Annotated in this window: 22 protein-coding genes; 6 read left to right on the top strand and 16 right to left on the bottom strand. The window is 64.2% G+C overall.

What is annotated here, in order from left to right:
* The first annotated feature begins 18 nt into the window (after positions 1-18).
* A protein-coding gene (gene prfB, locus AC3WR3_RS07565; RefSeq protein WP_139437270.1) for a peptide chain release factor 2 occupies positions 19-1,117 on the top strand; the annotation gives its coding sequence in 2 pieces (ribosomal slippage) (positions 19-93 and positions 95-1,117; 1,098 coding nt in all).
* 20 nt (positions 1,118-1,137) lie between these two features.
* Entirely contained in the window at positions 1,138-2,676 is a 1,539-nt protein-coding gene (gene lysS, locus AC3WR3_RS07560) for a lysine--tRNA ligase (protein WP_202046562.1), read from the top strand.
* Positions 2,677-2,787: 111 nt separating this feature from the next.
* Here lysS and AC3WR3_RS07555 read toward each other — a convergent pair whose 3' ends face one another.
* Positions 2,788-3,588, bottom strand: coding sequence for a PhzF family phenazine biosynthesis protein (locus AC3WR3_RS07555; RefSeq protein ID WP_446699526.1), 801 nt, complete (start codon positions 3,586-3,588; stop codon positions 2,788-2,790).
* 185 nt (positions 3,589-3,773) lie between these two features.
* Between AC3WR3_RS07555 and AC3WR3_RS07550 the strand changes: the two genes are divergently transcribed.
* Genes AC3WR3_RS07550 through AC3WR3_RS07540 form a run of 3 tightly spaced genes read left to right on the top strand, consistent with a single transcriptional unit; the run spans position 3,774 to position 8,084 of the window.
* Positions 3,774-5,564 carry an assimilatory sulfite reductase (NADPH) flavoprotein subunit gene (locus AC3WR3_RS07550; RefSeq protein ID WP_342059117.1) on the top strand — a complete coding sequence of 597 codons (1,791 nt, stop codon included), beginning with the start codon at positions 3,774-3,776 and terminating at the stop codon, positions 5,562-5,564.
* Positions 5,564-7,288, top strand: a complete 1,725-nt coding sequence (gene cysI / locus AC3WR3_RS07545) for an assimilatory sulfite reductase (NADPH) hemoprotein subunit (protein WP_492291566.1) — start codon at positions 5,564-5,566, stop codon at positions 7,286-7,288. The genes AC3WR3_RS07550 and cysI overlap by 1 nt, the downstream gene beginning before the upstream one ends.
* Positions 7,278-8,084 carry a phosphoadenylyl-sulfate reductase gene (locus tag AC3WR3_RS07540; RefSeq protein ID WP_492291565.1) on the top strand — a complete coding sequence of 269 codons (807 nt, stop codon included), beginning with the start codon at positions 7,278-7,280 and terminating at the stop codon, positions 8,082-8,084. The genes cysI and AC3WR3_RS07540 overlap by 11 nt, the downstream gene beginning before the upstream one ends.
* Before the next feature lie 102 nt (positions 8,085-8,186).
* Here AC3WR3_RS07540 and proX read toward each other — a convergent pair whose 3' ends face one another.
* The 7 genes from proX to AC3WR3_RS07505 all read right to left on the bottom strand — a co-directional run bounded on the left by proX (position 8,187) and on the right by AC3WR3_RS07505 (position 14,468).
* Entirely contained in the window at positions 8,187-9,191 is a 1,005-nt protein-coding gene (proX, locus tag AC3WR3_RS07535) for a glycine betaine/L-proline ABC transporter substrate-binding protein ProX (protein WP_492291564.1), read from the bottom strand.
* Positions 9,188-10,339, bottom strand: coding sequence for a glycine betaine/L-proline ABC transporter permease ProW (gene proW / locus AC3WR3_RS07530; RefSeq protein ID WP_492291563.1), 1,152 nt, complete (start codon positions 10,337-10,339; stop codon positions 9,188-9,190). The genes proX and proW overlap by 4 nt, the downstream gene beginning before the upstream one ends.
* Positions 10,336-11,532 carry a glycine betaine/L-proline ABC transporter ATP-binding protein ProV gene (proV, locus tag AC3WR3_RS07525; RefSeq protein ID WP_492291562.1) on the bottom strand — a complete coding sequence of 399 codons (1,197 nt, stop codon included), beginning with the start codon at positions 11,530-11,532 and terminating at the stop codon, positions 10,336-10,338. The genes proW and proV overlap by 4 nt, the downstream gene beginning before the upstream one ends.
* Before the next feature lie 461 nt (positions 11,533-11,993).
* Entirely contained in the window at positions 11,994-12,488 is a 495-nt protein-coding gene (gene folA / locus AC3WR3_RS07520) for a type 3 dihydrofolate reductase (RefSeq protein ID WP_492291561.1), read from the bottom strand.
* Positions 12,489-12,512: 24 nt separating this feature from the next.
* Positions 12,513-12,980: a threonine/serine exporter family protein gene (locus AC3WR3_RS07515; protein ID WP_139437249.1), complete on the bottom strand. Its 468-nt coding sequence runs from the start codon at positions 12,978-12,980 to the stop codon at positions 12,513-12,515.
* A gap of 115 nt (positions 12,981-13,095) precedes the next feature.
* On the bottom strand, positions 13,096-13,908 hold the full coding sequence (locus AC3WR3_RS07510; protein ID WP_492291560.1) for a threonine/serine exporter family protein: 813 nt from the start codon (positions 13,906-13,908) through the stop codon (positions 13,096-13,098).
* A 221-nt stretch (positions 13,909-14,129) separates the two neighbouring features.
* Positions 14,130-14,468, bottom strand: coding sequence for a DUF3135 domain-containing protein (locus AC3WR3_RS07505; protein WP_492291559.1), 339 nt, complete (start codon positions 14,466-14,468; stop codon positions 14,130-14,132).
* 403 nt (positions 14,469-14,871) lie between these two features.
* Here AC3WR3_RS07505 and mog point away from each other — a divergent pair, with 403 nt between their 5' ends.
* Positions 14,872-15,402 (top strand): molybdopterin adenylyltransferase, encoded by a 531-nt coding sequence (gene mog, locus AC3WR3_RS07500; protein ID WP_202046569.1) that lies wholly within the window; start codon positions 14,872-14,874, stop codon positions 15,400-15,402.
* Positions 15,403-15,461: 59 nt separating this feature from the next.
* Here the strand turns inward: mog and AC3WR3_RS07495 are convergent, their stop codons facing one another.
* The 8 genes from AC3WR3_RS07495 to AC3WR3_RS07460 all read right to left on the bottom strand — a co-directional run bounded on the left by AC3WR3_RS07495 (position 15,462) and on the right by AC3WR3_RS07460 (position 23,087).
* Entirely contained in the window at positions 15,462-15,866 is a 405-nt protein-coding gene (locus AC3WR3_RS07495; RefSeq protein ID WP_492291558.1) for a DUF2541 family protein, read from the bottom strand.
* A 103-nt stretch (positions 15,867-15,969) separates the two neighbouring features.
* Positions 15,970-17,196: a beta-ketoacyl-ACP synthase gene (locus tag AC3WR3_RS07490; protein WP_429108850.1), complete on the bottom strand. Its 1,227-nt coding sequence runs from the start codon at positions 17,194-17,196 to the stop codon at positions 15,970-15,972.
* Positions 17,193-17,918, bottom strand: coding sequence for a 3-ketoacyl-ACP reductase FabG2 (locus AC3WR3_RS07485; protein WP_429108848.1), 726 nt, complete (start codon positions 17,916-17,918; stop codon positions 17,193-17,195). The genes AC3WR3_RS07490 and AC3WR3_RS07485 overlap by 4 nt, the downstream gene beginning before the upstream one ends.
* Positions 17,915-18,388 carry a hotdog family protein gene (locus tag AC3WR3_RS07480; RefSeq protein WP_492291557.1) on the bottom strand — a complete coding sequence of 158 codons (474 nt, stop codon included), beginning with the start codon at positions 18,386-18,388 and terminating at the stop codon, positions 17,915-17,917. The genes AC3WR3_RS07485 and AC3WR3_RS07480 overlap by 4 nt, the downstream gene beginning before the upstream one ends.
* Positions 18,381-19,565: a beta-ketoacyl-[acyl-carrier-protein] synthase family protein gene (locus AC3WR3_RS07475; protein ID WP_404837889.1), complete on the bottom strand. Its 1,185-nt coding sequence runs from the start codon at positions 19,563-19,565 to the stop codon at positions 18,381-18,383. The genes AC3WR3_RS07480 and AC3WR3_RS07475 overlap by 8 nt, the downstream gene beginning before the upstream one ends.
* Positions 19,562-20,119 (bottom strand): DUF3261 domain-containing protein, encoded by a 558-nt coding sequence (locus AC3WR3_RS07470; protein ID WP_492291556.1) that lies wholly within the window; start codon positions 20,117-20,119, stop codon positions 19,562-19,564. The genes AC3WR3_RS07475 and AC3WR3_RS07470 overlap by 4 nt, the downstream gene beginning before the upstream one ends.
* Positions 20,116-22,464, bottom strand: coding sequence for an MMPL family transporter (locus AC3WR3_RS07465; protein ID WP_492291555.1), 2,349 nt, complete (start codon positions 22,462-22,464; stop codon positions 20,116-20,118). The genes AC3WR3_RS07470 and AC3WR3_RS07465 overlap by 4 nt, the downstream gene beginning before the upstream one ends.
* A 32-nt stretch (positions 22,465-22,496) precedes the next feature.
* Entirely contained in the window at positions 22,497-23,087 is a 591-nt protein-coding gene (locus AC3WR3_RS07460) for an outer membrane lipoprotein carrier protein LolA (protein ID WP_492291661.1), read from the bottom strand.
* Between the last annotated feature and the right edge of the window lie 6 nt (positions 23,088-23,093).

Below are 23,093 nucleotides of genomic sequence, written 5' to 3'. Positions count from 1 at the left end.
ACCCCGAGAGTTTTCACGATGTTTGAAGTCAATCCTGTATTAAACAAGCTTAAGGAGCTGTCTGAGAGGACCGAGCTGCTTAGGGGGTACCTTTGACTATGACGCCAAGAAAGAGCGTCTAGAAGAGGTCAATGCCGAGCTGGAACAGCCGGATGTCTGGAACGAGCCGGAGCGCGCACAGGCGCTGGGCAAGGAGCGCGTGTCCCTGGACAACGTGGTCACCACCATAGATACCCTGACCCAGGGCGTCGATGACGTCGAGATGCTGGTCAGCCTGGCGGTCGAGGGCGAAGACGAGGAGACCTTCAACGAGGCCATCGTCGAAGCCGATCAGCTGGAAGCCAAGCTGGTGGATCTCGAGTTCCGTCGCATGTTCTCCGGTCAGCACGACGGCTCCGACTGCTACATCGACATCCAGTCCGGTTCAGGCGGCACCGAGGCCCAGGACTGGGCCAACATGGTGCTGCGCATGTACCTGCGCTGGGGCGATGCCCACGGCTACAAGCCCGAGCTCATCGAATGCTCGGAGGGCGACGTGGCCGGCATCAAGTCCGCCACCATCAAGTTCACCGGCGAGTATGCCTTCGGCTGGCTGCGCACCGAAACCGGCGTACACCGTCTGGTTCGCAAGTCGCCGTTCGATTCCGGTGGTCGTCGCCACACCTCGTTCTGCTCCGTCTTCGTCTATCCCGAGATCGATGACGACATCGAGATCGAGATCAACCCGGCGGATCTGCGCATCGACGTCTACCGCGCCTCCGGTGCCGGTGGTCAGCACGTCAACCGGACCGAGTCCGCGGTGCGTATCACCCACGTCCCCACCGGGGTGGTGGTGCAGTGCCAGAACGACCGTTCCCAGCACAAGAACAAAGATCAGTGTATGAAGCAGCTGAAGGCCAAGCTCTACGAGCTGGAAATTCAGAAGCAGAACGCTGAGAAGCAAGCCCTCGAAGAGACCAAGTCCGACATCGGCTGGGGCAGCCAGATCCGCTCCTACGTACTGGATGACTCCCGTATCAAGGATCTGCGCACCGGCGTCGAGACCCGCAATACCCAATCGGTACTCGACGGCGACTTGGACAAGTTTATCGAAGCCAGCCTGAAATCAGGCCTGTAAACAGAGCAGCAGGAATCACCATGTCTGAACAAACCACTACTCCGGAAGTCGACCAGACTCTCGAACTGAACAACGAGATGACTGAGCGTCGCTCCAAGCTGGCCGCCTTGCGCGCCCAGGGCAACCCTTTCCCCAACGACTTCCGTCGTGACAGCCTGTCCGGCGATCTGCACGCCGAGTTTGGCGACAAGAGCGCCGACGAGCTGGTGGCCTTGAATAAACGGGTGAAGATTGCCGGTCGTATCATGACCCGCCGGATCATGGGCAAGGCTTCCTTCGCTACCCTGCAGGACATGGCTGGCAAGATCCAGATCTACGTGACCCGTGACGACCTGCCGGAAGGCTTCTACAACGAGCAGTTCAAGAAGTGGGATCTGGGGGACATAGTCGGCGTGGAAGGAACCCTGTTCCGCACCAACACCGGCGAGCTCTCCGTCCATGTGGGCGAAATCCGCCTGCTGACCAAGGCACTGCGTCCGCTGCCCGAGAAGCACAAGGGCCTGACCGACCAGGAAGCCCGCTGCCGCCAGCGCTACCTGGATCTGATCGCCAACGAAGAGTCCCGCAAGACCTTCATGATCCGCACCCAGGTGGTGGCCGGTATCCGCAAGTTCTTCAACGAGAAGCGCTTCATGGAAGTGGAAACCCCCATGATGCAGGTCATCCCGGGTGGTGCCTCCGCGCGTCCGTTCGTTACCCACCACAATGCGCTGGACATCGACATGTACCTGCGTATCGCCCCCGAGCTCTATCTGAAGCGTCTGGTGGTCGGTGGTTTCGAGCGTGTCTACGAGATCAACCGCAACTTCCGTAACGAAGGGATCTCGGTGCGTCACAACCCCGAGTTCACCATGATCGAGTTCTACATGGCGTACGCCGATTACATCGATCTGATGGATCTCACCGAGGAGCTGCTGCGCACCCTGGCCCAGGACATCCTGGGTGACACCAAGATCCGTTACGCCAAAGAGGGCGAAGAGGGCCTGACCATCGACTTCGGTCAGCCGTTCCAGCGCCTCACCATGGTCGAGTCCATCCTGAAGTACAACCCGGATGTGACCCTGGCCGACCTGGCCACCCTGGAGAGCGCCAAGGCCGTCGCCAAGCGCCTGCACATCGAGCTGATGAAGGGCTGGGAGCTGGGCCACGTGATCACCGCCATCTTCGAAGAGACCGTTGAGCACATGCTGCTGCAACCGACCTTCATCACCGAGTACCCGGCTGCCGTCTCCCCGCTGGCCCGCCGCAACGACAAGAACCCGGACGTCACCGATCGCTTCGAGTTCTTCATCGGCGGTCGCGAGCTGGCCAACGGCTTCTCCGAGCTGAACGATGCGGAAGATCAGGCCAAGCGCTTCCAGGATCAGGTGAACCAGAAAGAAGCGGGCGACGACGAAGCCATGTTCTATGACGCCGACTTCGTCACCGCGCTGGAACACGGCCTGCCGCCGACTGCCGGTCAGGGCATAGGTATCGACCGTCTGGTGATGCTGTTCACCAACAGCCACACCATCCGCGACGTCATCCTGTTCCCGGCCCTGCGTCCGCAACAGAAATAAGCCTGCCGCTCGGCCAGCCCGAGCGCGCTAGCAATAAAACGCCCCGCAACTGCGGGGCGTTTTTTTATGGCGAAGACTAAAGCTGCGAGCAGGATACGCCCGGCTGGCGACTTATGGGCCGGGCGGCAGCAGCCACTCCCCCTGCCACAGGGTCAGCGCCTGACCCGACATCCACACCCTGTCCCCCTGCAACTCGAGCACAAGCTCCCCGCCCCGGGCGGAGATCTGGCGCGCCCTCAGTTGCGTCCTGCCGAGGCGCTCGGCCCAGAAGGGCACCAGGGCGCAGTGGTTGGAGCCGGTGACCGGATCCTCCTCCACCCCGACCCAGGGGGCAAAGTAGCGGGAGACGAAGTCATGGTCCGGATCCCTCGACGGCGCCGTCACCATCAGGCCGCGACCGGGCAGGGCCCGCAGGGCGTGGAAGTCCGGCTTGAGGGCCTGCACCTCCTGCTCGCTACCGAGCACCAGCAGGAACTTGGCGCCGGCGGCCAGGGTCTGCAACGGCGTGCAGCCGAGGGCCTCGGCATAAGCAGGATCCAATGTCAGCGGAGCAAGGGGGATGCGCGGAAAGTCGAGCCGGATCCACTCCCCCTCGGCGCTGGCCTCCAGCAGGCCGCTGCGGGTCTCGAAGCACAGCGTCTGGGAGCGGGCCACGGCCCCGGTCTGCCACAGCACATGGGCCGCCGCCAGGGTGCCGTGACCGCAGAGATCCACCTCGACCGTCGGGGTAAACCAGCGCAGCCGATAGTGCGCCTCCCCCAGGGGGCTGAGGAAGGCGGTCTCCGACAGGTTGAACTCCGCCGCCATGGCCTGCAGCTCGGCATCGCTGCGCTCCGGCCCCAATACGACGATGGCGGGATTGCCCCCGAAGGGGTGCTGGCTGAAGGCATTGACATGAAACAGTCTGGACATCGGCAGATCCTGAGAGGCGGAAGGGGACTCAATATTGCGATTTTTATACCACAGCCGGGGAGCTGCCGAGGCGGATTTCGGCTTTATAAATTCATAAATCGCATAAAGAAGATATTTTTATTCTTTGTTGTTATTCATTGCACCCCTTAACCTGACCAAAAATCAGACCATGGAAGACGTGTGTGATGCAATTGACAGCCCCAATACCCAACATAAGCCCGCTCTCTGACGAGCAGCAGCGCCAGCTGAATCAGGTCTTGTCGACCCTCAACACCCAGCAACTCGCCTGGGTGAGCGGTTATCTCTACGGTATTTCCCAATCAGGCGTCCAGAGCGTCGCCACCAGCGCCGCCGTGACCGCCCCCGGTGGCAGCCTGACCATTCTCTACGGCTCCCAGACCGGCAACGCCAAGGGGGTCGCCAGCGCCATCCAGGCTCAGGCGAAGGCCCACGGCCTGCCGGTGACCCTGACCTCCATGGCGGACTACAAACCCAAGCAGCTCAAGAAAGAGACACACCTGCTGGTGGTAGTGAGCACTTACGGGGAGGGTGAGCCGCCTGAGAGCGCGGTGGATCTGTTCGAGCAGCTCAAGAAGGGCAAGATCGGCAAACTCGAGGGCCTCAAGTTCGCCGTACTGGGGCTGGGTGACAGCTCCTACGAATTCTTCTGCCAGACCGGCAAGGACTTCGACGACTTCCTGTCAAAAGCCGGAGCCGAGCGCATTCATGAACTCGCAAGCCTGGACGTGGATTATCAGGAAGCCGCCAAGACCTGGGGCGAACAGGCGGTCAATGCCGTCGCCGCCACCCTCTCTGCCGGCGCCGCGACTGCCAGCGTGGCGGGCTCGGTGCAGCAAGCCGTCGGCCATAGCCAGTATCACAAGGAGAACCCCTTCCCAGCACGGCTCTCGGTCAATCAGAAGATCACCGGCCGCGACTCCACCAAGGACATCCGCCATATCGAGATCAGCCTGGAAGAATCCGGCATCACTTATCAGCCGGGGGATGCCCTGGGCATCTGGTTCGACAACGACGCCGATCTCGTGGGGGAAGTGCTGGCCCTGACCGGTCTCACCGGTGACGAGGCCACCGCCCAGGGCCCGTTGCGCGCGGCCCTGACCCGCCACGTCGAGCTGACCCGGCTGCACGGCGGCTTTATCACTGGTCTTGCCGAGATCTCGGGCAATGCGGCGCTGAAAGATCTGGCCGGCGACAAGGCCCAGGTCAACGCCCTGGTGGCCAGCGCCCAGGTGGTGGATGTGCTCAAACGCTTCCCGACCGCCCTCAGTGCCGAGCAGCTGACCGGCCTGCTGCGCCCCCTCACTCCCCGCCTCTACTCCATCGCCTCCGCCCAGAGCGAGGTCGAGGAAGAGGTGCACCTGACCGTGGGCGTGGTGCGCTACCCCCAGGAAGATGGCACAGTGCGATCTGGCGGCGCCTCCTCCTACCTGGCGGACCGTCTGCCTGAAGACGCCGAGGTCAGAGTGTTCGTGGAGCACAACGACAACTTCCGACTGCCCGCCAACCCCGACACCCCCGTCATCATGGTGGGCCCGGGTACCGGCATAGCCCCGTTCCGCGCCTTTATGCAGGAGCGGGAAGCACAAGGGGCCGAAGGCAAGAACTGGCTCTTCTTCGGCAACCCCCACTTCACCCAGGACTTCCTCTATCAGGTGGAGTGGCAGCGTTATGTGAAATCGGGTCTGCTGTCGAAGATCTCCCTGGCCTTCAGCCGGGATCAGGCCAACAAGATTTATGTGCAGGACCGCCTGCGCGAGGCCGGGCTTGAGCTCTACCAGTGGCTGGAAGCAGGCGCTCACTTCTATGTGTGTGGCGACGCCAACCACATGGCGAAGGATGTGCAGGAAGCCCTGCTGGATGTGATTGCCGAACACGGCCACAAGAGCCGTGAGGAAGCAGAAGAGTATCTGAGCGAATTGCGTCGTGCCAAACGTTATCAAAGGGATGTCTATTGATGAGCAAACAACCTCTCTCTCACCAAAAAGCGGGACCGGTCGAAGGGCCGCTGGCTGACAACGAGCGCCTCAAGCGCGAGAGCAACTTCCTGCGCGGCACCATAGCCGAGGATCTGCAGGATCCCCTCACCGGCGGCTTCAACGGCGACAACTTCCAGCTGATCCGCTTCCACGGCATGTATCAGCAGGATGACAGAGACATCCGCCCGGAGCGCACCGCCCAGAAGCTGGAGCCCCTGCACAACGTCATGCTGCGTGCCCGTCTGCCCGGCGGCATCATCACCCCGGCCCAATGGCAGGTGATCGACAAGTTCGCCGAAGAGCACAGCCTGTACGGCAGCATCCGCCTGACCACCCGCCAGACCTTCCAGTTCCACGGGGTATTGAAGCGCGACATCAAGCTGATGCACCAGACCCTCAACAGCACCGGCATCGACAGCATAGCCACCGCGGGGGATGTGAACCGCAACGTGCTCTGCACCAGCAACCCGGTGGAGTCCGAGCTGCACCAGGAGGCCTACGAGTGGGCCAAGAAGATCTCCGAGCACCTGCTCCCCAAGACCCGCGCCTACGTGGAGATCTGGCTGGACGGCGAGAAGCTGGGAGGTGACGAGGAGCCGATCCTGGGTTCCAACTACCTGCCGCGCAAATTCAAGACCACTGTGGTGATCCCGCCTCACAACGACGTGGATATCCACGCCAACGATCTCAACTTCGTGGCCATTAGTGATCACGGCAAGCTGGTGGGCTTCAACGTGCTGGTGGGCGGGGGTCTGGCCATGACCCACGGAGACACCAGCACCTATCCGCGCAAGGCGAGCGATTTCGGCTTCATTCCGCTCTCCCACGTGCTGGAGGTGGCGGCCGCCGTGGTCAGCACCCAGCGCGACTGGGGCAACAGGGTCAACCGCAAGAACGCCAAGACCAAGTACACCCTCGAGCGAGTGGGGGTCGAGGCCTTCAAGGCCGAGGTGGAGAGCCGGGCCGGCATCCAGTTTGGCGAGGTTCGCCCCTATGAGTTCACCAGCCGTGGCGATCGTTTCGGCTGGGTGGAGGGGATAGACGGCAAGCACCACCTGACCCTCTTCATCGAGAACGGCCGCCTGCTGGACTTCCCGGGCAAGCCCCTCAAGACCGGTATGCTGGAGATCGCCAAGATCCACCAGGGGGATTTCCGTCTCACCGCCAACCAGAACCTCATCATCGCGGGGGTGCCCGCCGGCGAGAAGGCGCGCATCGAAGCCCTGGCGCGCCAGTACGGCCTGCTGGACGACGGCGTCAGCGAGCAGCGCAAGCAGTCCATGGCCTGCGTCGCCCTGCCCACCTGCCCCCTGGCGATGGCGGAAGCCGAGCGCATGCTGCCGGCCTTCGTCACCGACATCGAAGGGCTGCTGGCCAAGCACGGTCTGGCGAACGACGCCATCATCTTCCGGGTCACCGGCTGCCCCAACGGCTGCGGCCGCGCCATGCTGGCGGAGGTGGGTCTGGTGGGCAAGGCCCCGGGCCGCTACAACCTGCACCTGGGGGGCAATCTGGAGGGGACCCGCATCCCGCGCCTGCACCTGGAGAACATCACGGAGCCGCAGATCCTGGCGGAGCTGGATGCCCTGATCGGCCGCTGGGCCAGCGAGCGCGACGGGAACGAGTGCTTCGGCGACTTCGTCATCCGCGCCGGGATCATAGCCCCGGTCATCGACTCTGCGAGGGACTTCTATGCAGCCTGAACAGACTGATACCGAGCGGCTGGTGCGCACCGCCGACGGCCGGCTCGACCTCGACGCCCTGCTAGCCCTGGGCCGCGAGGAGCAGACCGAGGTGCTGGCCCCCCTCAACCGGGAGCTGGACGCCATGAGCGCCCCCGAGCGGGTGCGCTGGGCCCTGGCAAACCTGCCGGGGGAGCACGTGCTGTCGTCGAGCTTCGGCATCCAGGCGGCGCTGATGCTGCACCTGGTGAGCCGCGAGCGGGCCGATGTGCCCGTGGTGCTGACCGATACCGGTTATCTCTTCCCCGAGACCTACCGCTTCATCGACGAGCTGACCGAACGCCTCGCCCTCAACCTCAAGATCTACCGGGCCGAGATCAGCCCGGCCTGGCAGGAGGCCCGTTTCGGCCTCTTGTGGGAGCAGGGGGTGGAGGGGATCACCCGCTACAACCAGCTTAACAAGGTGGAGCCCATGGACCGCGCCCTGAGCGAGCTCGGCGCCCGCACCTGGTTCTCCGGCCTGCGCCGTGAGCAGGCGGGCAGCCGCGGCAAGCTGCCGGTGCTGGCCATACAGCGCGGCCGCTTCAAGTTCCTGCCGGTGATCGACTGGAGCAACAAGGACGTCTTCTACTACTTCAAGGAGCACGACCTGCCCTACCACCCCCTGTGGGAGCAGGGCTATCTCTCGGTGGGCGACGTCCACACCACCGCCAAGTGGGAGCCGGGCATGAGCGAGGAGCAGACCCGCTTCTTCGGCCTCAAGCGCGAATGCGGCCTGCACGAAGAGAGCGGCGAGCACGACGGCTCCGGCATCTGAGCCTGGAGCTCAGCCTGTTGCTGCGCCCCGCCCATAAAAAAACGCCCGGCAATGGCCGGGCGTTTTGCTTGCTGACATCCATGGACTGGGCCGAGGCGGGGTTTAGCCCGCAGATTTGTCTTGCGCTGCGGCGGCGCGCGCCTGGGTCAGCCAGTCATTGACCAGGGCCGCGTGTCCCTTGAGCCAGGCGTCCGCGTGGCGCTCCACATCCGCCGGCTTGTTCTGGCCCTTGTTCATCAGGCCGTTCTGGATGTTGATGTCGTTGAGGGGCAGCTTGACGATGGAGAAGAGCTTAGCGGCCGCCGGGTTGGCCTCGGCAAACTGCTTGTTGGCGACTATGTGCATGGTGTTCACCGCAAAGCCGTAGTTCTTGCCGTTCGGCAGCCGGGTCTTGTCCCCATCAGGGGCATCGGCGAGCACCTCCAGCCACACCACATCCTTGCCCGGCACCAGCTCGCTGCTGAGCCAGTAGGGGGTCCAGGTGTAGTAGAGCACCGGCTTGCCGGCCTGGTAACGGGCCAGGGTATCGGCGATCAAGGCCGCATAGTTGCCCTGCTTGTGGGTCACCGTGGGAGTCAGGCCGAACTCGTCCAGGTGATGGTTGATGGCCCCCTCGCAGCCCCAGCCCGGGTTGCAGCCCACCAGATCGGCCTTGCCGTCGCCATCGCCGTCAAACAGGGCCGCCAGCTTGGGATCCTTGAGCTGGCCCAGGTTGGTGATGCCGTATTGGGCCGCGGTCTTCTTGTCGATGAGGTACCCCTGGGCGGCACCGGCCACATAGGTGCCCTGACGGAAGAACACCTTGTCACCCCCTGCCTGCTCGTACTTGTTGTCCTGCAGCGGTATCCAGTTGAAGGCGAGGAAGGTACCGTCCCCCTGCGCCACCGAGGCGTAGGCCACGTTGTAGTCCACCTCCTGGGCGGGCTGCACCTCATAACCGAGGCGCCCCATCAGCTTGCTGACCAGCAGGCTCTGGAACGCCTCCTCCGGCAAGGAGCTCTGCAGGGGCTGCACCTTGACCCCCTCCCCCGGCAACTCGGCGCTGGCCATGGCGAGGGAACTCAGCAGCAGGGTGCTCAGGGTCAATCCTTTGGTGATCTGTTTCATGCTTTAACTCCTTGGTAATCGAGGGATTTGCCGCGGCCACACAGACGCAGCAGCAGGGCGATGGGACCGCGCTGATACCAGCGGCCGACCCGGCTGCGATCCGGCTGCCCCATCGCCTGGGTCAGTCGGTCGAGGACGATGGCCAGCAGCACTATGCCGAGGCCGCCGATGGAGGCGAGCCCCATGTCGAGGCGGCCTATGCCGCGCAGCACCATCTGCCCCAGACCGCCGACCGCGATCATGGAGGCGATCACCACCATGGAGAGCGCCAGCATCAGGGTCTGGTTCACCCCGGCCATGATGGTGGGCATGGCGAGCGGCAGTTGAACCTTGAACAGCAGCTGGGAGGGGCTGGCACCGAACGAGTGGGCCGCCTCCACCAGATCGGCGGGCACCTGACGAATACCCAGCATGGTGAGCCGGATCATGGGCGGCAGGGCGAAGATGACGGTCACCACCACCCCGGGCACGTTACCGATGCCAAACAGCATGACGATGGGGATGAGATAGACAAACGCCGGGGTGGTCTGCATGGCATCCAGCAGCGGCCGGGTCCAGGTGGAGAGGCGCTCGCTGCGGGCCAGCAATATGCCCACCGGCAAGCCTATCAGCACGCAGAAGAAGAGCGAGGTCAGCACCAGGGAGAGGGTCACCATGGCATCGGACCAGGCCCCGATAAGGCCAATCATCACCAGAGAAACAAGGGTGCCGAGCGCCATGCGCCCACCTACCAATTGCCAGGCGATCAGGGTCAGCAGCCCCATCATCAGGGTGGAGGGCACCGTCTGCAGCAGCTGGGTCATGGCCCCCAGGGCCAGCTCCACCGGCGCGCGGATCAGCTGGAACACAGGCCGCAGGTTCTCCACCAGCCAGCCGATGCCCCCCTCGACCCAGCTATCCAGCGGCACCAGGGCCTGCTGGAAGGGATCCAGCCAGTCGACGGCGGCACTGTTGTCGACCGCTGCGATCTGGCTCTGCCAGTCTGCCGCCTCTGTGGCCGTACTGCCCCAGGGATCCTCGGCTGGCGTGGTGGTGGCCGCAGCCCCCCAGGGATCGGCCTGTGCCTCGTCGGCCCAGGCGGGAGCGCTGGTCAATAGCAACAGCGCCAGCAAGCCGGTCAGCAGACGGTTAAAGGGGTTGAGATTCATACCGGGGTACTCCTGTCCAGGGTGTTGAGCAGATTGGCCTTGGAGATGAGACCCAGATAGGTGCCATCCTCCTCGACCACGGGCACCTGACAGGGTGCGGCAGCCACCTGGCTGATGAGTTCGTTGAGGGAGGTGTCCGCCAGTATGGGCTGGATGTCCGCCAGCAGCGCCTGCTCCAGGCTCCCCTTGTCACGGACCGCCCGGCCGAGCGACTCGACCGAGACGACCCCGAGGAAGCGGCGGCTGCGATCCACCACGTAGCCGTACTCCCGCTCCAGCTCCTTGAGCTGGCGCAGGGCGTTGCCCGGCCCGTCCGTGGTGTGCTTCTTGATGAGGGGGGTCTGCTTGCGGCTGGCCACATCCCGGGCGCTGAAGACGTTGGCGAGATCCACCCCGCGAAAGAAGGCGCGCACATAGTCGTTGGCGGGCTGGTTCAGGATCTCGTCCGGGGTGCCCACCTGCACCAGCTGGCCATCCTGCATGATGGCGATGCGATCGCCGATGCGCATCGCCTCGTCCAGATCGTGGGAGATGAAGACGATGGTGCGCTGCTGGCTGGCCTGCAGCTTGAGCAGCTCGTCCTGCATCTCGGTGCGGATCAGGGGATCCAGCGCCGAGAAGGCCTCGTCCATCAGCAGGATATCGGGGTCGTTGGCGAGCGCCCGGGCCAGCCCGACCCGCTGTTTCATGCCGCCGGAGAGGGCGTCGGGGAAGGCGTCGGTCCACGGCCCCAGCCCCACCTGGTGGAGCGCCTGACGGGCGCTCTGCTGGCGCTCCGCCAGGGGCACCCCGGCCAGCTCCAGCCCGAAGGCGGTATTTTCCAGCACGCTCAGGTGCGGCATCAGGGCGAAGGACTGGAACACCATGCTGATCTTCTTGCGCCGCACCTGGCGCAGTTCGCGCTCCGAGATGGCGGCTATGTCCTCGCCGTCGATCAGCACCTGGCCGCGGGTCGGCTCTATCAGCCGGTTGAAGAGACGCACCAGGGTGGATTTGCCCGAGCCGGAGAGGCCCATCACCACGAAGATCTCCCCTTCGTGGATGGCCAGATTGACATCCTGGACCCCCAGGGTCTGCCCGGTCTTTTGCAGTATGCTGGCGCGGTCGTGCCCTTTCGCCAGCAATTTGAACGCTTTTTCCGGATGTTCTCCGAAGATTTTATAGAGCGATTTCACTTCGAGTTTGACTGTCATACTGTCCTTTTTTTATGGCCGGCATCTTGCTGTTCCTGCTGCCGAACGCGCACCAATTACTTTTAACACTAAGTAATTTTGAGCCAAAACAAAAGAACCGTAAGAGTCCGCCATGACGAGCTAAGTCATAAGCATATGATTTTTATCACTTATTTAAAGCAACAAAAATTCAACAGATGACCGAAAAAGATCGGAAAAATATGAATAAACTGCATAAAGAGTCCATGCTCCATCCATTTCATGAGTAAAATCAAGCGAGTGAGAGGGATGAATGAGGGCGGCTCCCGGACAGAGGCTCCCTCCATCGGCACTCATGAAATGATTACAGAGCTAACCATATTTAATCCCTGTGCAGGGGAGGATTCAGGAGAGGGGTGAGCGGAGCAGGACCGATGCGGGGCACGGCGGCAAGGTCGCAAAAAAAGCCCCTCGCTGTGGAGGGGCCTTGCCGACGGAGGGGACTAGCGTCGCCGCCAGGTTTCGAAGCAGTAAGGATAAGGGTTCTTCTCGTCGGGCTGATGGGGATCGCTCTCGGTGCGCACCCAGTCGCTCTCGTCGAAGGCGGGGAAGCGGGTGTCCCCTGCCACCGCCAGATCGATCCGGGTCAGATAGAGGCAATCCGCCTTGGGCAGCAGCTGACCATAGAGATGCCCTCCCCCTATCACCATCAGCTCATCCACTTTCTCGCCGCTTGCCAGCAAGGCGAGCGCTGCCTCCACCGAATCGACCACCTCCACCCCTTCTGCGCGATAGTCGGGGTTGCGGCTGATCACCAGATTGCGCCGCCCGGGCAGCGGGCGACCTATGGACTCGAAGGTCTTGCGCCCCATCAGCACCGGCTTGCCGAGGGTCACCCGCTTGAAGTGGGCCAGATCGGCGGGCAGATGCCAGGGCATCTGGTTTTCCAGGCCAATCACGCGATCGTGCGCCATGGCGGCAATCATGGAAATGTGCATGGGTTCAGCCTCTTGCAGCCTGTCTCAGACAATGGGCCGGTTACGGTACACGACCAGGGAGGGGATCGCCAAACCGAAACTGAGGGCCCCCACGATAAAGAGCACCTTGAGGCCGTTGGTCACAGCGTGGTGGATAAGCTCTGTGGTCACCCCCGAGATGTTGAGCTCCACCACGGCGATCATGGTCTTGAACGCATAGGCACCCGGGATCATGGGAATGATGGAGGCGACGCTGAACACGGGACGCGGTGCCAGCAGGCGCTTCGACCAGTAGACGCAGACAAAGCCCACCGTGGTGGACGCCGCCAGGGTGGCCCACTCGATGGGCATGCCATAGTGAATGAGCAGGGTGCGCAGGCTGTGGGCCAGGGCGCCCCCCATGGCGCAATACTTCAGCATCCTCGGCGGCACGTTGAACAACATGGCGAAGCCGACCGCCGGCATGGCAGACCAGAACGCATCCCTGGCCAGCAGCAAGAGCAGTTCCATCATGGCTGCGTCCCTCCCGCCAAGGCGACCGGGCAAGGCACCGGCCCAGGGTTCAAGCTCGCGGCACAGAGGCGAAGCCCGATTGTCCCGCTCCGGGAGCGGGTAGTGTCATTGCATCTCATATGGAGTTCCACCACAGCTTCCAGCCCCAGATCCCGGTGACCGACATGGCCAGCACTATGCCGATGACGGCGCTGATGGTGAGCAGGGTCGCCATGCCCCAGCGGGCCAGCCCCAAGTTGAAGTAGCCCTTCACCATGTCGGAGACCGCATTGATGAGCGGGAAACCCGGCACCAGCAGCAAGACGCTGGCCGCCATGGCGAGATAGGGCTGGTCTCCCCACTGGAAGTAGGTGGCGCAGGAGGCGATCAGGGTGGCGACGAAGCCGGTCGCGGCGAAGTTGATGAGCGGGCTGTGGTGATGGCGAGCCATCAGCTGGCGCACTCGCATCGCCACCGCAGAGGCGACGAAGGTCACCAGGAAGATGGGCCAGTCGCCGCCGAACAGCACGCTGAAGGCGCCACAGGAGAGCCCCACCATGGGTACCACCAGCCAGGGGTGATAATGGAACGGCACTATGCCGTCGAGCCGCTGGCGCACCTCCCGCACACCGATCAGCTCCTTCTCCGCCAGGATGCAGATGCGCTGGACTTCGCACACCACCTGCATGTTGATCCCCTGATCCCGCACCCGGCGGGTGGTGGTGACGCAACTCCCCTGATAGAGACTGGTGAGCACTATGGCGCTGGCGGAGATGGCCATCTCGACGCTCTCCAGCCCCAGCGCCAACCCGAGCCGGACCGTGGTCTGCTCTATGATGCGTCCCTCGGCACCATGCTGGGCCAGCAACTGGCCCACCTTGACGATGATCCGGGTGATCTCTGTCTGTTGCTCCCGCGACAGCACCCTTCTTGGTGTGATACTTCTCATAATCCCTTAGAGTCGTAGCAAGATGAATTGTGCCGAGATATTACCCCAAGCGTTATATTCCTTCATCCATATCTGTGGATTTAGCGGGCCGTCATGGAATTAAATGAGTGCGCGACTGGGGTTTGCAGCAAATAAAAAACAAACCACCCTGTTTATTAACATTGGGTGGTTTGCGCCGAAGGAAATATTGAAAATAACGGTACAGGATGGCGGCCAATAAATTATTTCATCCTCGGATGATCCGCCAGCACTATCACATTGTCTGGCGGCTGACTCTCTTCGACTTGCGCCAGTGACTCCTCCTGCAGGTGAAGCATGTGACGGCGCATGGCATAGACGGAGTCGTGCATCATGTTGGCAATCCGGATGCAGCTGTCGAGGTTGTTCTTGGCCAGTCGGCGCTGGCAATCGATGCGAAACTGCAGGCCCCGCAGCCGCCGCTGCTGATCCGGCCCCACCTGGGCGATCAGCGCCTCTATCTGCTGGTGCAGCAAGGCATCGAGCCGCTCCGGCTCGGCCAGGGCCCAGTGTTTGAGCGTATCAAAATCTGGCAGCTCCATATCCCCTCCTGGCCAGACTCCCCGCACATCTCGGTACGACCACGCCCGGCACATCATTTCGCCGTCCATAGGAAGGTTATATAAGATGGTGGGGATTTTGGGTCAGTCGACTTCGAGCCACAGGAGTCCGCTTTTTCACCCAGCAGGCAAATATTGGGCGAGAGGAAAGATTTATTCTTTAGGATTCATGAAATTATCGTGATGTCGCATGCGTCACTTTTTTTATAAATTTTAAAGGCTTTTATGGATCTTCTTATTCCCTATTCATCGATAGCGAATAGATCTGCTTTTCGTTCGACTCTCAAGTTAAGCCTTTCCATCTCGTACCCGAGCCGTTGGTTTAACATATCTCACTGATTATGTTATTTTATTTATCACTTTTTCCAATGACCAAGGGTTGAGCATGAGCAAGGCAAGAATCGGTATCGTCACCGTCAGCGATCGCGCCAGCGCGGGCATCTATGAAGATCTCTCCGGCAAGGCCATCATCGACACCCTGAACGCCTATCTGACCTCGGAGTGGGAGCCCGTCTATCAGGTGATCCCGGACGAGCAGGATCAGATCGAGGCGACCCTGGTTCGATTGGCGGATGAGGAGTCATGCTGCCTCATCGTCACCACGGGCGGCACAGGGCCGGCCAGGCGGGATGTGACGCCGGAAGCCACCGAAGCCGTGTGCGATCGCATGATGCCGGGCTTTGGCGAGCTGATGCGGGCCGAATCCCTCAAGTTCGTGCCCACCGCCATTTTGTCACGCCAGACCGCCGGCCTGCGCGGCAGCTCCCTCATCGTCAACCTGCCGGGCAAGCCCAAGTCCATCCGCGAGTGCCTGGATGCGGTCTTCCCCGCCATTCCCTACTGCATCGACCTGATGGACGGCCCCTATCTCGAGTGCGACGAAGCCGTCATCAAGCCGTTCAGACCCAAGAAATAAGGCATTCCCCAGGACATGAACACGGTGGCCGGGTCTCCCCGGCCACCGTCATTTCCGCCCTATTTGCGGCCGTACACCTTGACCCCCGCCTTGCTCCCTTCCGAATTGCCATAGACCTCGATCCGCTTGATGCAGACCCGGCTACCGAGGGACTTCCAGCCCGACTCCTGATCCTCTTTCAGGCCCTTGTCAAAGTGCAGCGTCTTGCTGCGGTCATTGCCGTAGATCACCTTGACCCTGTCCAGGGTCAGCTCCCGCCCCGCCTTGACCATGATGGACCTGGCCGGTCGGCAAATGATGATAGGGATAATGGCTGGGTGGTCGCCTACCCCCAGCAGTAGGGTGTTACCCAGCCGAAATTCATCGTCGGCCATGGCCGGCGAGGCCGGGATCCAGAGCAGCGTGGATAGCAGACATGCGACCAAACTGCGGCGAGAAGAGGGTGAAACAGATAAAACGGGCATGATGCCTCCCTGAAAAGGGAGGCATCTTAATTAATCAAAGCTAAACCCAGGCTGTACTGGCACTGAACCCAAGCTGCACCCTGGCTGAACGGGGGCGACCCCGTCAGGGCCAGCGCTTGAAAATGAGGGAGGTGTTGATGCCGCCGAACGCGAAGTTGTTGGACATCAGGTACTCCACGTCCAGCATGCGGCCACTGCCCATCACGTGATCCAGCGGGGCACAGGCGGGATCCGGTTCGGTCAGGTTGATGGTGGGGGCAAACCAGCCCTCCCGCATCATCTCAAGGGCCAGCCAGGCCTCGATGGCGCCGCAGGCCCCCAGGGTGTGACCGAAGTAGCTCTTGAGAGACGAGATGGGGGTATGGTCGCCGAAGATGGCGGCGGTGGCGTGGCTCTCCGCGATGTCGCCGCGCTCGGTGGCGGTGCCATGGGCACTGATGTAACCGATGTCGGCGGGCTGGAGCCCCGCCTGGGCCAGCGCCATCTCCATGCAGAGCTTGATGGTCTCCTGCTGGGGCTGGGTCACGTGAGCAGCGTCGCAGTTGGTGGCAAAGCCCACCAGCTCGGCGAGGATGGTCGCACCGCGCGCCTGCGCATGCTCCAGCTCCTCCAGCACCAGGGTGCCCGCCCCCTCGCCTATCACCAGACCGTCCCGCTGCCGGTCGAACGGTCGTGGCGCCAGCTCCGGGTGGTCGTTCATCTGGCTGGTGGCAAACAGGGTATCGAACACCACGGCCTCCGACGGGCAGAGCTCCTCCGCCCCGCCGGCCACCATCAGGGTCTGGTAGCCATGCTTGATCGCCTCATAGGCATAGCCGATGCCCTGGCTGCCGGAGGTACAGGCGCTGGAGGTGGGGATGACCCGTCCGCGCAGGCCGAAGAACAGCCCGGTATTGACCGCCGCCGTGTGGGGCATCATCTGCACATAGGTGGTGGCCGTGATACTGGCGGTGCTCTTGTCGTTGAGCATGGTCCCGAAGGCGCGGATGGGATCCGTGCTGCCGATGGAGGAGCCGTAGGCGATGCCGGTACGCCCGTCGGTGAGCACCGGGTTGTCCAGCAGCCCCGCCTGCGCCAGTGCCAGCTCGGTGGCGACGGTGGCAAGCGCCGAGACCCGCCCCATGGCGCGGGTCTTCTTGCGCGGGTAGTGTGCCGGCAGCGCGAAGTCGGGGATGGGGGCCGCCAGCCGGGTGTTGAGACCGTCGTAGATGGCCCACTCCGGCATGCTGACCACCGCATTGCGCCCCGCCTGCAATCTGGCACGCACGCTCGGCCAGTCCTGCCCAAAGGCCGTTACCCCGGCCATGCCGGTGACGACTACCCGTTTCATACCATGCCCCCGTTGATGGAGATGACCTGCCGCGTGACATACCCTGCGATGTCGGACATCAGGTAGGAGACCAGGCCGGCCACCTCGTCCGCCTGCCCCATCCGCTTGAGCGGGATGATCTTCATCGCCTCCGCCTTCACCTCCTCGTCCACCATGCCGGTGTCGATGAGACCAGGTGCCACACAGTTGACCGTGATCTTGCGCTTGGCAAGCTCCAGCGCCAGCGCCTTGGTGGCCCCCATGATGCCCGCCTTGGCGGCGCTGTAGTTGACCTGCCCACGGTTGCCCATCAGGCCTGATACCGAGGAGATGGTCACTATGCGTCCGCCACGACGCAGGCCGATCATCGGCATGATGCAGGGCTTGAGCAGGTTGTAGAAGCCGTCCAGATTGGTGTGCAGCACCCCGTCCCACTCCTCGTCGGTGAGGGCGGGGAAGGCGCCGTCGCGGATGATGCCGGCGTTGCAGACCACACCGTAATAGGCGCCGTGCTCGGCCATGTCGGCTTCCAGCCGCTCGCGGCAGCCCTGGCGATCGGCGATGTCGAACTGGAGCAGGCGCCCCTGCCCCCCGGCCGCCTGCAGGCTCGCCAGGGTAGCCTCGCCACCGGCGCGGTCGCCATGGTAGTGCACCACGACGAGAAAACCGTCGGCGGCCAGCTTGAGGGCGATGGCGCGGCCTATCCCCTTGCTGGCGCCCGTGACCAATACGGTAGAGATCATGAAACGTCCTTCGCTAACAAATCGGATAATTCGCCGGGTGCGGGCTGATAGGTCGAGAGGCGCGCGGTGGCGCACTCCTGCCCAGCTTGCAGGATCCGGCATTCGAAACTGGCCATGCCGCCGTCTTGCAACAGGCAGCTGGCCTCTATGGTGAGCAGGGCCCCCGCCGCGAAGCGGGTGGGCTGGCAGCGGTACTTGCGGGTGCCGAGCAGCATGCCGATGCGCACCGGCTCGCCGCGCAGCCGCCCCTGCATGCCGGCCCAGGCGGCGATGGTCTGGGCCATCAACTCGATGCCGACCCAGGCCGGCAGGTTGCCCTCGCCATCCAGCAGCAGGGCATGGCGGGCACCGATGCGGGTCTCGCAGCGCACCTGCTGGGCGTCCACCGCGCAGAGCCGGTCCAGCAGCAGCATGGGGGCCCGATGGGGCATCAAGGTCTCGATGGCGGGCAGTGACGATGGGTCATTCATGGCATGTGCTCCCGAACAGCAGGCTGACATTGTTGCCACCGAAGGCAAAGGAGTTGGAGAGTACCCGGGGCGCTGCCAGATGCGTGGTACCGCTCACCAGCCGGATGGGGGCCAGCGCCGGATCCGGTGTCGTCACTCGCTGGGGGGGCAGTGGCAAGGAGCGCTCCAGCAGCAGACAGGCGAGCGCAGCTTCGATGGCCCCCGCCGCCCCCAGGGTATGCCCGGTGAGCACCTTGGTGGAGCTGCAGGGCACGCTGTCGCCAAACAGGCGGTGGACCGCCTGGCTCTCCATGGTGTCGTTGAGCCGGGTGGCGGTGCCGTGCAGGTTGACGTACCCCACCTGCTCAGGCGTCAGGCCAGCCTGGGCCAGCGCCATCTGCATGGCTGCCTCGGCGCCGATACCGTCTGGATGGGGCGCCGAGATGTGCCAGGCATCGGACGACTCCCCCGCTCCCAGCAACGCCAGCGGCGCAGGCTCTCTACTCAGCAGAAACAGCGCGGCGCCCTCGCCGATGTTGATCCCCTGGCGCGCCTCATCAAACGGCTGGCAACGCTCACTGCTGAGGGACTCCAGGCTGTCAAAACCATTGAGGGTCAGTCCACACAGGCTGTCGGCACCACCGACCAGCACCGCATCCGCCAGCCCGGCCGCCAGCAGCCGCTGGCCGCTGATGAAGGCGCGCGCGCTGGAGGAGCAGGCGGTGGAGAGAGTGTAGGCAGGCCCAGAGATGTCGAGATAACGGGCCAGAAATTCGGACGGGGAACCCAGCTCCTGCTGGCGATAGTCAAAGTCGGGGGGCACGGCCTCCCCGCGCCGGGCAGCCGCCACTGCCAGCTCGGCCTCGCCGATCCCGGCGGTGCTGGTGCCGAGCACCAACCCCACCCGCGCAGGGCCAAACGCCGCCAGCGCCTGGTCCAGTGCGGGGTGGATCTGGGCCAGGGCCGCCAGCAGCAGGCGATTGTTGCGCGAGGCATAGGGGGCCAACGCCGCCGGTATCTCGGGCAGCGCGCCTTCGACCCGCCCCACCGGGGTCAGGCGACCATTCAGCAACGTCTGGTGGTGGCGGGTGAGCGGCGTAATCCCCTCTGCCTGCCAGGCCAGCAGCGCCTCGGCGCTGGCATCGCGCCCCGTCCCCAGTGCCGAGACGAGCCCATAAGCGGCGATATAACAGCTCATTGGCTCAGGGTCTCCAGTTGCAGGCGGTAGTGGAATACGTGTTGCTGCAGGCCGACCGGCTCGCGCACGCCGTCGACGTCGCGGTAGCGGATCTCGGTGACCAAAGTGCCGTCGGGGGCGCGCAGCCGGCGCGTCAGCCCCTCGTCCCGCAGCGTCCAGCCCGGCGGCAGCTGCGGCTGCCAGCTGGCCAGCGGCCAGTAACAGAGCATCACGTCCGCCAGCACCTGGGTCACCGGCGGCATGCCGGTGGTGAGCAGCGGGCTGAGCTGTTCGGTCGCGATGCCCTGCTGGTCATAGCGCACCCGGAACAGCCGCACCCCGCTCGGTGTGAGACCGACAAGGGTCAGCTGGCGGCCGTCCGCCTCCAGCACCGTCATCAACTGGTGGCTGCTCTCCCCCACGCTGGCGGTCAGCAGCTGCTGGCGATAGAAGGGGGTGGCCAGCACGGGGGCCGGCAGCGTCATGACGTTGCCCTTGTCGAGATAGGCGGTGGGGGTCGGCTGGCTGCTGCAACCGGTCAGCAGCAGGACAACGAATACGAACAAGGCTTTCATGATGAGGTTGGCTCCCGGCCATGCGGCCCCGACAACTGCGGTCGTACCCGGTCCAGCACCAGGGGCGAAAGCAGGAAGGCGGTAAAGATACCGCCGCTCAGCACCAGGCCAAAGCCTGCGATGGCGGGGGTGTGACTCAGCGCCAGCAGACCGAAGGCCAGCTGGGTGGTGAGGTTGGCCAGCAGGATGGCGAGCAGGGTGGAACTCTGGCGCGCCGCCTCGCTGCCACTGTGGGCAAAGAAGAGGCCGTAGTCGATGCCGATCCCGAAGATGAGGCTGAGCGCCAGCACCCCGAACAGGGTGAGCGGCTGGCCGCAAGCGGCGAGCAGCGCCAGCCCCATGCCCAGCGCAATCAAGTTGACCAGCAGCACCCGGGCGGCACGCGCCGCGCCCATCCGCCGCCACAGCAGCAGGGCCACCAGCGCGATGGCCAGCGACAGCAGCTCCGCCAGCTTGATCCGGTAGTGGGCGAACAGCTGGCTCCACTCGCTGCGCTGATCCTGCCAATAGACGCCCTGCTCGGCCGCCGCCAGCGCCGTCAGTGCCCCTTCGTCTGCCACCCCCACCAACGGCACCCAGATGGCGACGCGGCCATCCGCCAGGGCGTGCCACAACAGGCGGCTCCCCTCGCTGACCGGGCTGGCCAGCCAGGCGGCCGGGGTCAGCCAGCTGGGCTCGCGAACGGGCACCTGCAGCGGCAGACCGACCGCCTTGAGCCGGCTCACCACTTCGGGTAGCAGGGCCCGGATGGCGGCGGCATCCTGCTGCTGGCGCGCCAGCGAGGGCAGCCAGCGGGCAAGGGAGACAAAGTCCTGCAGCGCACCGCGCGCCTTCAGCGCGGCCAGCCGGCCATCGAGCCGCTCCAGCCGCTGCAGCGTCTGCTCGCCGTCTGCTCCCGTCACCAGCAGGCCCTGCATGCCCCCCTGCTGGCCGGTGAGGGCCTGGATCCGCTGCTCCTGCCCCTGCAGCGCCACCGGTAAGGGTTGCAGCCGGCGGATGTCGTCATCCACCTGCAACCGGCTGATGCCGAGGGCCGCCAGCAGCAGACAGCAGAGCGGCAGCCCGACGCGCACCAACGGGCGCTGTTGCCAGGCCAGCAGCCAGCCCTGCAGCCAGCGCTGACCCCAAAGCGGACTGGTCGGCAGGGGGCCGGCCCAGAGTGGGAACAGGCAGAGCACAGTGATGAAGGCGCTGAACAACCCCGCCAGGGCGCACACCGCCAACTGCTGCAACCCGGGGAAGGGGGCGAACCAGAGCAGGCCATAGCCGATCAGCGTGGTCAGCACCGCCAGCGACAGGCTGGGCAGCAACTTCAGCCGGGTCTGGTGCGGCGTCTCGTCGCCGCCGTGCAGCCGCCGTTCGCACAAAAAATGGATGGCGTAGTCGATGGCGATGCCGATGAGGCTGCTGCTGATCACCAGGGTGAAGACATGGATCTCGCCAAACAGGATGAGCACGGTGCCGAGCCCCCACATCAGCCCCACGCCGATGGGCAGCAGGGAGAGCAGCAGCGCCCGGGTGGAGCGGAACACGCCCCAGATCAGCAGGATAACCCCGACCATGGAACCCAGCCCTATGGTGGAGATGTCCTGCTGAGCCAGGTTGCTGGCATGCTGGCTGTAGAAGAGGGTGCCCCGGCGCAGCAGTTCGGCACCGGGATAGGCCTCGACAAGGCCTTGCTCGGCTCCGGCCAGGGCGCTCAGCAGCGCCTGGTTGCGCTGGATGTCGAAGGCGGAGCGATCCAGCTCGGCCCGCACCATATACCAGTCGCGCCCCTCCTTGTCCCGGCTCACCAGCCAGCCCTCTTTGAGCTGCATGGCGCCACCGGCCTCCGCCAGCACCCCGGCCCGGGTCAAGAGCAGGGGATCGCTTTGCCACTCGGCGCGGGAGACACCGCCAAAGGGCGAATAGATCTGGCCGAGCACCCATTGGCTCCACCCTTCCGCCCCCCCGGCCAGCCGCGCACGGCTCACCGGGTCCAGCCGCTGCCAGGCCAGCCCATGCAGATAGGCCTGCCAAGCGGGGGCCAGCTCGGGCTGCTCCCCCTTGATGTGGGACAAGGCGGGTTGTTTGCCGAGCTGCTCCGCCCAGAATGCGGCGGCGGCCCGCCCATCCTGACCGGCAGGCAGGCTCAGCATCCAGACCAGCTGGCGGTCGAGCTGCTGCAACAGGCCCTGCTGCAGGGCCGGATCCAGATCGCTGCGGGATGCGTGGGGCAGCAGGTCCATCAGACTGGTGTTGATGCGACTGTGGGGCAGCTGCCAGGCCAGCACCGCCGCCAGCAGCAGGCAGAGCCAGATCCAGAGGGTACCGAGCCGGCGCCAGGTGGCTTCAGCGTGCAGCAAGGTAGGCTCCCCTCGTTCCAACCGGGGCGACACTAGTGGGCAGCAAAGCGGGCCTGCTCCTCAGGGGTCAATGGCAGGCTGCGCTCGCGCCAGCCGCTGAAGCGGATACGGGTGCTGTCACCCTGCCGATCGGCGATGAGCAGCTGATCCAGCTGCCCCAGCCCGCTCAGGGTCAGGCTGGCAAACACCTTGTCGAGCGGCGCCTGGCTGGGCACCAGCACCAGTTGCCAGCCCGCCTCCGAGCTGTGAAAGTCGATGCGGAAGTAGCGGCTCAGGGTCGCCTCGTCCGAGCCGAACAGTGCCAGCAGCATCTGGCTGAACTCGAGCAGCTGGGGGTTGTCGATGACGGTGGCGGGCTGGTCCGCCACCTGCTGTACCATGCGCGTCGGTGTCAGGGTGAGTGTCAGCGGAAAGGGCTTCTGCTGCTGCCACCAGAGGCCGAGATCCCGCACCAGCAAGAGCTCGCCGGAGGCCCTGAGGGGCTGGCTCAACCCCGCCACCTGCTTCTCCTGCTCGAAGCGGGCCTCCTTGGCCTGGCTCAGGGTCAGCAACTGCTGCACCTGGTCACGGGTCAGGGGGGCCGCCTGCAGCGGCCACGCCAGCAGCAGGGCCAATCCGACCATCAACCG

It is taken from the genome of Aeromonas sp. EU05-FHT14A05 (assembly GCF_058791175.1).
The sequence above is the reverse complement of the archived record's forward strand: the minus strand, read 5'-3'. Positions and strand labels throughout refer to the sequence as shown.

What these genes read in the sequence shown, in the direction of transcription:
- AC3WR3_RS07505 (WP_492291559.1), bottom strand. Translation starts at nt 14,468, where the DNA reads ATGGAGCTGCCAGATTTTGATACGCTCAAACACTGGGCCCTGGCCGAG.
- proW (WP_492291563.1), bottom strand. Translation starts at nt 10,339, where the DNA reads ATGAATCTCAACCCCTTTAACCGTCTGCTGACCGGCTTGCTGGCGCTG.
- AC3WR3_RS07510 (WP_492291560.1), bottom strand. Translation starts at nt 13,908, where the DNA reads ATGAGAAGTATCACACCAAGAAGGGTGCTGTCGCGGGAGCAACAGACA.
- mog (WP_202046569.1), top strand. Translation starts at nt 14,872, where the DNA reads ATGAGCAAGGCAAGAATCGGTATCGTCACCGTCAGCGATCGCGCCAGC.
- AC3WR3_RS07540 (WP_492291565.1), top strand. Translation starts at nt 7,278, where the DNA reads ATGCAGCCTGAACAGACTGATACCGAGCGGCTGGTGCGCACCGCCGAC.
- AC3WR3_RS07460 (WP_492291661.1), bottom strand. Translation starts at nt 23,087, where the DNA reads ATGGTCGGATTGGCCCTGCTGCTGGCGTGGCCGCTGCAGGCGGCCCCC.
- AC3WR3_RS07515 (WP_139437249.1), bottom strand. Translation starts at nt 12,980, where the DNA reads ATGATGGAACTGCTCTTGCTGCTGGCCAGGGATGCGTTCTGGTCTGCC.
- AC3WR3_RS07495 (WP_492291558.1), bottom strand. Translation starts at nt 15,866, where the DNA reads ATGCCCGTTTTATCTGTTTCACCCTCTTCTCGCCGCAGTTTGGTCGCA.
- proV (WP_492291562.1), bottom strand. Translation starts at nt 11,532, where the DNA reads ATGACAGTCAAACTCGAAGTGAAATCGCTCTATAAAATCTTCGGAGAA.
- lysS (WP_202046562.1), top strand. Translation starts at nt 1,138, where the DNA reads ATGTCTGAACAAACCACTACTCCGGAAGTCGACCAGACTCTCGAACTG.
- AC3WR3_RS07480 (WP_492291557.1), bottom strand. Translation starts at nt 18,388, where the DNA reads ATGAATGACCCATCGTCACTGCCCGCCATCGAGACCTTGATGCCCCAT.
- AC3WR3_RS07550 (WP_342059117.1), top strand. Translation starts at nt 3,774, where the DNA reads ATGCAATTGACAGCCCCAATACCCAACATAAGCCCGCTCTCTGACGAG.
- AC3WR3_RS07490 (WP_429108850.1), bottom strand. Translation starts at nt 17,196, where the DNA reads ATGAAACGGGTAGTCGTCACCGGCATGGCCGGGGTAACGGCCTTTGGG.
- AC3WR3_RS07555 (WP_446699526.1), bottom strand. Translation starts at nt 3,588, where the DNA reads ATGTCCAGACTGTTTCATGTCAATGCCTTCAGCCAGCACCCCTTCGGG.
- cysI (WP_492291566.1), top strand. Translation starts at nt 5,564, where the DNA reads ATGAGCAAACAACCTCTCTCTCACCAAAAAGCGGGACCGGTCGAAGGG.
- AC3WR3_RS07470 (WP_492291556.1), bottom strand. Translation starts at nt 20,119, where the DNA reads ATGAAAGCCTTGTTCGTATTCGTTGTCCTGCTGCTGACCGGTTGCAGC.
- proX (WP_492291564.1), bottom strand. Translation starts at nt 9,191, where the DNA reads ATGAAACAGATCACCAAAGGATTGACCCTGAGCACCCTGCTGCTGAGT.
- AC3WR3_RS07485 (WP_429108848.1), bottom strand. Translation starts at nt 17,918, where the DNA reads ATGATCTCTACCGTATTGGTCACGGGCGCCAGCAAGGGGATAGGCCGC.
- AC3WR3_RS07475 (WP_404837889.1), bottom strand. Translation starts at nt 19,565, where the DNA reads ATGAGCTGTTATATCGCCGCTTATGGGCTCGTCTCGGCACTGGGGACG.
- folA (WP_492291561.1), bottom strand. Translation starts at nt 12,488, where the DNA reads ATGCACATTTCCATGATTGCCGCCATGGCGCACGATCGCGTGATTGGC.